This window comes from Kitasatospora sp. NPDC033851 (assembly GCF_055576085.1).
The window spans coordinates 1-1,343 of the sequence record NZ_JBVIRL010000105.1 but is presented as its reverse complement, the minus strand read 5'-3'; the positions used below and the strand labels follow the sequence as shown (position 1 = coordinate 1,343).

General features: G+C 67.7%; 1 protein-coding gene. It reads left to right on the top strand.

The features are described 5' to 3' along the window. Positions 1 to 1,335: IS30 family transposase (locus tag ACZ51D_RS43675; protein ID WP_465665895.1), on the top strand; the 1,335-nt coding region annotated here is incomplete at its 5' end. Positions 1,336 to 1,343 lie beyond the last annotated feature (8 nt).

Genomic DNA, 1,343 nt, shown 5'->3' with positions numbered 1-1,343 from the left:
CGGCCGGAGCCGTCTCGCGCGGTGCAGCGGGAGTTCTGGCGCCTGATCGCATCGGGGGTGACGACGGTTGAGGCTGCGGGCGAGGTGGGTGTGTCGTGGCCGGTCGGGTCGCGGTGGTTCCGTCACGCTGGCGGGATGCCGCCGCTCAGCCTGGACGAGCCCACGGGCCGCTACTTGTCGTTCGCCGAGCGGGAGGAGATCGCGCTGCTTCGCGCTCAGGAGGCCGGCGTGCGCGAGATCGCGCGCCGGATCGGACGCGACCCAGGGACCGTTTCTCGCGAGTTGCGCCGCAACGCGGCCACGAGGAGCGGGAATCAGGTCTACCGCGCCGTGGTGGCGCAGTGGAAAGCGCAGCAGGCCGCGAAACGTCCGAAGACGGCGAAGCTCGTGGGCAACGACAGGTTGCGTGAGTACGTGCAAGAGCGGCTTGATGGGAGCGTCCGCCGACCCGACGGCACGATCGTCACGGGCCCTGAGACGCCCGCGTGGAAGGGCCTGAACAAGCCGCATCGGCAGGACAGGCGTTGGGCGATGGCGTGGAGTCCGGAGCAGATTTCCCACCGACTGAGAATCGACTTCCCCGATGATGAGGGCATGCGCATCAGCCATGAGGCGATCTACCAGTCGCTGTTCATCCAGGGGCGGGGCGCGCTCAAACGGGAGTTGGTCGCGTGTCTGCGGACTGGTCGTGCGCTGCGGGAACCGCGGGCTCGATCACGCAACAAGCCGCAGGGGCATGTGACCGCCGACGTCGTCCTCAGCGAGCGGCCCGCTGAAGCCGCGGACCGCGCGGTCCCCGGGCACTGGGAGGGGGATCTGATCATTGGGACGGGCCGATCCGCGATCGGCACGCTCGTCGAGCGCAGCAGCCGGTCCACGCTTCTGGTGCATCTGCCTCGACTGGAAGGCTGGGGCGAGAAATCACCCGTGAAGAACGGTCCGTCGCTCGGCGGCTACGGCGCCGTCGCGATGAACGCCGCGCTGGCGGCGTCGATGACGAAGCTGCCCGAGCAGCTACGCAAGTCCCTCACCTGGGACCGCGGGAAGGAACTGTCCAGGCATGCCCAGTTCGCACTTGAGACCGGCACGAGAGTGTTCTTCGCCGACCCGCACTCGCCCTGGCAGCGACCGACGAACGAAAACACCAACGGCCTGCTACGTCAGTACTTCCCGAAGGGCACGGACCTGTCCCGGTGGTCGGCCGAGGACCTCGAAGCCGTCGCCCTGGCGATTAATAACCGGCCCCGCAAAATCCTCGGTTGGAAGACCCCCGCCGAGGTCTTCACCGAGCAACTACGCTCACTACAACAACCCGGTGTTGCAACGACCGATTGAACTCGCCC